The sequence below is a fragment of the Streptomyces zingiberis genome, from assembly GCF_012034935.1.
In the GTDB taxonomy this organism is placed as follows: domain Bacteria; phylum Actinomycetota; class Actinomycetes; order Streptomycetales; family Streptomycetaceae; genus Streptomyces; species Streptomyces zingiberis.
Genome location: NZ_JAATEN010000031.1, coordinates 46,575 through 53,762 on the forward strand (window position 1 = coordinate 46,575; position 7,188 = coordinate 53,762).

Consider the following 7,188-nt stretch of genomic DNA (forward strand, 5'->3'; position numbering starts at 1 on the left):
CACCGACACCACCAACACCACCAACACCACCGACACCGCAGACAGCACAGACAGCACAGCCCCAGCCTCCCCGGCCGCCACCCCCCTCACCGCCGCCGACGCCCCCACCGGCCCACCTGACCGAAGCGACCGGGGCGACCGGGGCGACCCGACAGACGAGACCGGCCCCGCCGGCCCCGCCTCCGGTGTCCCCCCGCTCTCCCGCCGCCGCTTCCTGCGGGCCGCGGCCGGATCCGCCGCGGCCGGGGCCGCCGTCTCCGGCGCGCTGCCCGGCGTCCCGGCCACCCCGGCCCTCGCCGCACCGGCCGCACCCACCGCGCCCGCCACCTCCGTCCCTCCCGCCGGACCCGCCTCGCGCCACGCCGCGCTGTGGTTCACGGCGGCCACCAACGGTGCCGGGACCCTCTCCCCCGACGGCGGCCGGCTCGTCGCGGAGGTACAGAACGTCCTGTGGTCCGTCCCCGCGGAACCCGGGCGGGGCGGCACCGCGCGGGCGCTCACCGACCCGCTGCTGGAGCCCACCCGCCCCGTCTTCTCACCGGACGGCTCGCGGCTCGCCGTCTGCGCCTACCAGGGCGGCGGCTTCCACATCTGGCTGCTGCGCCCCGACGGCTCGGGGTTGCGGCAGCTCACCGACGGCCCGTGGGACGACCGGGGCCCGTCCTGGTCACCGGACGGCCGGCGGATCGCGTTCGCCTCCGAGCGCGGTGGCGACCCGGTGGCGGGTTCCCCGTACCGGATCTGGACGGTGGACGTGACGGACGGCCGGCTGACCCCTCTCACCGGGCTGGACGGGCAGGAGGGCCCGGACCAGGGCGGGGCGTGGGAGGACTTCGACCCGGTCTGGTCGCCCGACGGACGGCGGGTCCTCTTCGTCCGGGCGCGTCTCGCCGGGACCGCGCTCGACGCCCGCACCATCGCCTCGGTGCCCGCCGACGGCGGGGGCCCGGTGACCACGGAGCTCACCGACACCTCCACCGCCCAGCTCATGACCCCGGCGCTCTCCTCGTCCGGACGGCTCGCGTATCTGCGGACCACGCCCGCGCCGGACGCCTCCTGCACCCTGGTCGTGGACGGCGAGGAGGTCCCCGTCGGCGGTGGCCCGGCGCCCGTGCCGCCGCGCTGGACCGGCCCGGACGAGCTGCTGCTGACGGTGGACGGCCGCTTCCGCCTGCTCAGGCCGGGCGCGGACGGTGACGGCCGGGAGCTTCCGTTCGCCGCCACGCTGCCCGTCGAACGGCCGCGCTACCGCGTGAAGCGGTACGACCTCGACGGTCACCGCGCCCGCCCGGTGCGCGGCATCCATCTGCCCGCCCTGTCGCCCGACGGGCGGTCGGTGGCCTTCGCCGCCCTCAACGCCCTCTGGGTGGGCCCCGTGTCGGGTGGCCGGCCGCGCCGGCTGGTGCGCGCCGATCCGTCCCGCTTCCCGCTGGGGCCGTCCTGGTCCGCGGACGGGACGGCGCTGGTGTACGCCGACGACCGCGACGGGCTGTACGCCGTCCGCCGTCACGAACTGCGCGGTGGCGCGGAGACGGTGCTCGCCCGCGGCGGCCGGGTGTTCCCCGCGCTCTCCCCGGACGGCTCGCGGCTGGCCTCCCTCGACATGAGCGGCAACCTCGTCGTGACCGACCTCGGCAGCGGTGCGGAGCGCGTCCTGGCCGCGCCGCTCGGCGGCGGCGGTCTGCCCGGCCGGCCGAGCTGGTCCCCGGACGGCCGGTATGTCGCCCTCTGCGACCGCAACCGGCTCAACCAGCGGTTCCGCGAGGGCTACAACCTCATCCGGGTCCTCCGGGCGGACGGCGGGCCGGAGAGCGACGGCGGAGGGGACGGAGGAGGCGGACGGAGCGGCGGAGGCAGGGACAACGGAGGCAGGGACGGCGGAGTGCGCGGCACCGGGGGCGCGGGGGACCGCCTGTACGCCCTCGCCCCGCACCTCTCCCTCGCCGATCGCTATGCCGCCGGCCCCGTCTGGTCCCCGGACGGCCGTTCGATGGCGGTGGTCGCGGAGTCCGCGCTGTGGCTGCTGCCCGTCGGCCCGGACGGCTCGCCGGACGGTGAGCCGCGCCGTCTCACCGACGAGCCGGCCGATCATCCGTCCTGGTCCGGCGACGGCCGCACCCTGCTCTACCTCTCCTCGGGCCGGCTGCGTCTGCTCGGCGTACGCGGCGGCGCGCCGCGCACGGTGCGGATGCCGCTGGAGTACCGGCGCCCGCCGTCCACCGACGCCGTCGTGCACGCGGGGCGGTTCTGGGACGGCACCGGGGAGACGGTCCGCGAGGACGTGGACGTGCTGGTGCGGGACGGGCGCGTCACCGCCGTCGAACCGCACCGCGGGGGCCGGCGGGCGCGCCGCCGGGTGGACGCCTCGGAGCGCACCGTACTGCCCGGCCTGTGGGACTCCCACACCCACCCGTGGCAGAGCACCTACGGCGGCCGCCAGACGGCCACCCAGCTGGCCTACGGCATCACCACCGCCGTCTCGCTGGGCGGCTTCGCCTACGAGCAGGCGCGGCTGCGGGAGGCGATCACCGCCGGGGCGCTGGCCGGGCCGCGGCTGCTGGCCACCGGCGAGCTGCTGGACGGGGCGCGCGTGGCGTACAGCATGGGGCGGGCGCACCGCACCCGCGCCGGACTGCGCCGCTCGCTGGCCCGGGCCGAGGCGCTGGACTGGGACTTCGTCAAGACCTACGTCCGCGCGCCCGGCTGGCTGATGCGGGAGGCGGCGCACTTCGCGCACCACCGGCTCGGGGTGCGCGCCGGCAGCCATCTGCTGACCCCCGGCGTGCAGCTGGGTCAGGACCTGACCACCCATCTCCAGGCGACGCAGCGGCTGGAGTACGGGCGCGCCACCACCGCGGCAGGGCACGCCCACCGTGATGTGACCGAGGTCTACTCCGCGAGCGGCGACTTCCACCTGATCGCGACACCGTTCCCGGCGCTGGTGCTGCTGGGCGCCGACCCGGACCTGGCCGCCGACCCGCGGGTGACAGCGCTCATGCCGCCGTGGGACGTGGCCGTCGTCACCCAGCAGGCGTCGCGTCCGCCGACCGGCCCGGAGCTGCGGACCCTGGACCGGGAGACCGCCGTCTACCGGCGGGTGCTGGACGCGGGCGGACTGGTCGCCGTGGGCACGGACGCGCCGCTGGTGCCCGTCGGGCTCCACCTCCATCTGGCGCTGCGGGCGCTGCACCGGAGCGGGCTGTCGGTGGCGCGGACGCTGCGGACGGCGACGGCGCTGCCCGCCAGGGTGTTCGGGGCGGAGCGGGACCTGGGCACGGTGGAACCGGGGAAGCTGGCGGACCTGACCGTCGTGGACGGCGATCCGTTCACCGACTTCGACAGCCTGGTGCGCACGGTGGCGGTACTCCGCGGCGGTGAGCTGTTCGAACAGGAGAAGCTGGTCGGGACGTTCGCCTCCGCGGCCCGGCCGGCGGAGACCCCGCTCTCGGGGGACTGGCTGGACGTAGCCCGTCAACTCCGCCGCGACAGCTGCTGCGACCCGGGCCCGGAGGTGTTCGTACCCTGACCGGGGGCCCGGGGCGGGGGCGGTGATCCTCACTCCGGCCGTTGCCGCGTGCGCGTCGTCCGCCGGCCGTTCGGCCCGTCGCCACCGGCCCGCCACCACCGGCCTGTCCGCCACAAGCTCCCGGCCGCAGAGAGGGGGCACCTCGGCCGGCGGGCGTCGTTCACCGGCCGACGGGCCGCCTCCGGAGGGAGGCCACCTCTCCTGAGCTGGGCTGATCCGCGCGTATGCCCGGCGAGAGACGGCAGAGAGGCAGGGAGGGCAGCCCGGATCCACGTGTGGGCAGTACGGAGAGCCACGTGTTGACATGTGCGGGACCCGTGACTGATCATCACCCATGCATCACGCCCCGTGTGCCGAAGGGTTGCCCCACCGCGGACCACCTGGACGCGCGCCCCGCCACCTGCCCGCCGTGGCCGCGGCACCCTCGGGCCGGGCGCCCCGCCCCCGGCCGCCGGGGAGCGGCGGGGTGCCCGTACGCCGCGTCCGCCCCGGCCCGGCCGCGCGCCCGTGCCGGTCGCCGCTGCGGGCGCCGTCCAGGCACGTCGCCGCCGTATCCGCCGCCGTATCCGCCGCCGGCCCGCGCCCCGCCGCCCGGCAGCCCTGAGGAGGCACTCCCCCGTGGCATCACACCCCTATGCGAGCCTGCCGGAGCGCTCCTTCTGGCGCAGCGCGGTCGCCGAACGGGACCCGCTGGACATCGCCGATCTGTGGACACCGAAGTGGCCCATCAGGCAGGACGCGCCCGTCATCACCGCGGGGTCCTGCTTCGCCGGCCACATCGGGCGCGCCCTGCTGGAGGAGGGCATGCACTGGTACGACGCGGAGCCGCCACCCCCGGGACTGACCGCCGGACAGCGGTCGGCCCGCGGCTACCGCCGGTTCTCCTTCCGCACGGGGAACATCTACACCGCCGCCGCGCTCCGCCAGTGGATCGCCTGGGCGCTCGGCTCCCGCATGCCCCCGGGGGAGGTCTGGGAGGAGGACGGGCGCTTCCACGACCCGTACCGGCCCACGGTGGAGCCGGACGGGTTCGCCTCCCCCGGCGAACTGCTGCGCTCCCGCGAGGTCACCCTCGCCGCGCTGCGCACGGCGCTGGCCGAGGCGGAGGTCTTCGTCTTCACCCTCGGCCTGACCGAGGCCTGGCACGACACGGAGCGGGACACCGTGCTGCCGATGTGCCCCGGGACCGTCCGTGGTTCCTTCGACCCCGGCCGGTACGTCCTGCGCAACCACACGGTCGCGCAGGTGCACGAGGACCTCACGGAGGCGCTGGCCATGGCCCGCGGCGTCAACCCCGGTCTGCGGACGGTCCTCACGGTCTCCCCCGTGCCGCTGACGGCCACCGCCACCGGACGGCACGCCCTGGTCGCGACCACCTTCTCGAAGTCGGTGCTGCGGGCGGCGGCCGGGCAGCTCGCGGACGAGGACGACCGCGTCGACTACTTCCCGTCGTACGAGATCGTCACAGCGCTGCCGGGGCCCGTGGCTCTCCCGGCCACCCCGGGTGACCGGGAGCCGTCGGGCACCCGGGGTGGGCCGGCTTCCGGGGAGCGGCGGGGCTTCTTCGAGGACAACCTGCGTACCGTCCGTCCCGAGGGCGTGGCCTTCGTGATGGGGCACTTCTTCCGGGCGCTGCGGGGCGAACCGGCCCGCACACCGCAGGCTCCCCCGCAGCCGTCCCCCACCACCGGCGGAGAGGACCACTCCTGTGACGACGCCCTGCTCGACTACTACGGCCCCCGCCCGGTTCCTCCTGCTCGGTGACTCCCACGCGGCCTGCGTCGGCCGGGCCGCGCGGGCCGCCGGACTGCCCTTCGCGGGCGGGCCGCTCGGTTCGGGCCGGGATTTCCTGGGCCCCTTCTTCGACCCGGTCGGACCCACCGATCCTACAGATTCCACCGATCCCACCGACGGCGCCAGCGCCAGCGCCAGCAGGAGCAGCGGCGTCGGCAGCAGGAGCAGCAGCGACATCCGCTTCCGCGCGCCCGAAGGGCAGCGGCTCTACCGGGAGTTCCTCGGCACCCTGGGCGCCGGAGGGCTCGCCGGGCTGCCGGTGCCACTGGTGTGCACCTTCGGGTTCAGCGTCCACACGGTGGCCACCCGGCAGAACTGGGACATCCACCGCGACCGCCACGGCGAGTTCCCGGAGTCCTTCCTGCGCGGCGCGCTCTTCTCGGCCCTGGTGCGGGCCATGGTCCGCGGCGCGCTCGCCTTCTACAGCCACACGGCCGCGCTCGGTCTGCGGGTGGTGGCGATCATGCCGCCGCAGCGCGTCCCCACCATGGCGGACGCACAGGCGTTCCACGCCGCGCAGGACGTCGTCCGTGACGAGGTCGCCGCACGCGGTGTCGAGATCGTCGACCTGCGCGCCCGGGTGACCGACCGCTCGGGGGACCAACGCCCCGCCTTCTGCCAACCCGACGACCCGATCCACGGCAACCTCGCCTTCGGCCGCCTCGTGGTCTCCGAACTCCTCGACCGGGGACTGTGATCCGCCCTCGTCCCGTCCGTTCCGGCCCCCTCCCCCGCCCCGGCCCGCCGGGCCGCCGGATCGCCGTCCAGGGAACACCTCCGGGCCACTGATCCGTTCCGCGCACATCATCGATCCCCTGGGGACAGAAGGGCGGTACCGCATGACTTCCACGGCCGACGGGGCGGCGGCGTTCCTGAACGCGCTGAGATCACCGCACGCCACATCCGGGTCCAGGCCCGGGCCGGCATCTCCCGCGTGGCTGTGGCCCGTCGCGACCGCCCTCCACGACGCGTTGCCGGCCGGCTCCCGCGACGGATGGGCACTGCGTCTGTACGCGCTGCTCCAGGAGCGGTACGGGAAGGACACGGTCGGCGGTCCGTCCGTGGGCGGCCCGGGGCCGGCCGTGGTCCACGACTGGCACCGCCACACCGTCCTGCCCCTCGTCGCCGGGACGGCGCCCGGCGCGGAGGCGGTACCGATCTCCCCGCTCGTCCTTCTGCACACCGAGGCGGCGGCGGGCCGGCCGGCCGCAGCGGAGGTCTGGCGGAGCGCGCTGTATCCGGTCCTGCTCCACCTCCACGCCGCCGCGTACGACCGGACGGGCGTCCACGCCGAGGGCCACGCGGTGGCCCGCGACTACGCCCTGTCCCGGGGCCGCACCCCGGCCGAGGCCGACGCCTACGGTCACGAGTACGCCGAGCTGAGCAGCACCGCCAACGCGCGCGCCTTCGCCGAGGCGCACGCGCTGGCCCTGGGCGACGCGCTGGCGCTCGCCTACGCCACCGGCGACGGCGGGGCCTACGCGGACACCCTCCCCGGTTCCCAGGTACGAGCGGTGGTCCGTGCCTGTGAACAGGCCGGGCCGCACGCACCGGGCGCCGGGGGCCCGGCCGCGCGCCTGTCCGAGGGATTCCTCACGGCACTGGCCGGGACGCGACCGCTCGGGAGCTCGTGACGCGCGGCCGCCGGTGCCCTGACGGCCCAGGCGGTGGCCGGCCGGGGCGCATCGGCGCCGGATGCGCGGAGGCCGTCGCGACGTCCACCGCCCGCACCGCGCCGTGGCGCGGCGGGAGGAGCCGGCCGGCCTGATCAACGTGCCGGTGGTGACGCCGCCCCGGGCCCCGGGGGGGCCGGGGGGGGGGGGGGGGGGGGGGGTGGGGGGGGGCGGGGGGGGGGGGGGGGGGGGGGG

At 76.7% G+C, this 7,188-nt stretch carries 4 protein-coding genes; all 4 read left to right on the plus strand.

Features of this window, described 5'->3' with window-relative positions; genetic code table 11:
• The first annotated feature begins 214 nt into the window (after positions 1–214).
• The 4 genes from HCK00_RS25775 to HCK00_RS25790 all read left to right on the plus strand — a co-directional run bounded on the left by HCK00_RS25775 (position 215) and on the right by HCK00_RS25790 (position 6,954).
• Positions 215–3,526, plus strand: a complete 3,312-nt coding sequence (locus HCK00_RS25775) for an amidohydrolase family protein (RefSeq protein ID WP_375782013.1) — start codon at positions 215–217, stop codon at positions 3,524–3,526.
• Positions 3,527–4,144: 618 nt separating this feature from the next.
• On the plus strand, positions 4,145–5,290 hold the full coding sequence (locus HCK00_RS25780; RefSeq protein WP_168104453.1) for a GSCFA domain-containing protein: 1,146 nt from the start codon (positions 4,145–4,147) through the stop codon (positions 5,288–5,290).
• Positions 5,235–6,017, plus strand: coding sequence for a hypothetical protein (locus HCK00_RS25785; protein ID WP_311765491.1), 783 nt, complete (start codon positions 5,235–5,237; stop codon positions 6,015–6,017). The genes HCK00_RS25780 and HCK00_RS25785 overlap by 56 nt, the downstream gene beginning before the upstream one ends.
• Before the next feature lie 142 nt (positions 6,018–6,159).
• Positions 6,160–6,954, plus strand: coding sequence for a hypothetical protein (locus HCK00_RS25790; RefSeq protein WP_168104454.1), 795 nt, complete (start codon positions 6,160–6,162; stop codon positions 6,952–6,954).
• Positions 6,955–7,188 lie beyond the last annotated feature (234 nt).

Coding starts and splice junctions, on each gene's coding strand:
- HCK00_RS25790 (WP_168104454.1), top strand. CDS start 6,160: ATGACTTCCACGGCCGACGGGGCGGCGGCGTTCCTGAACGCGCTGAGA.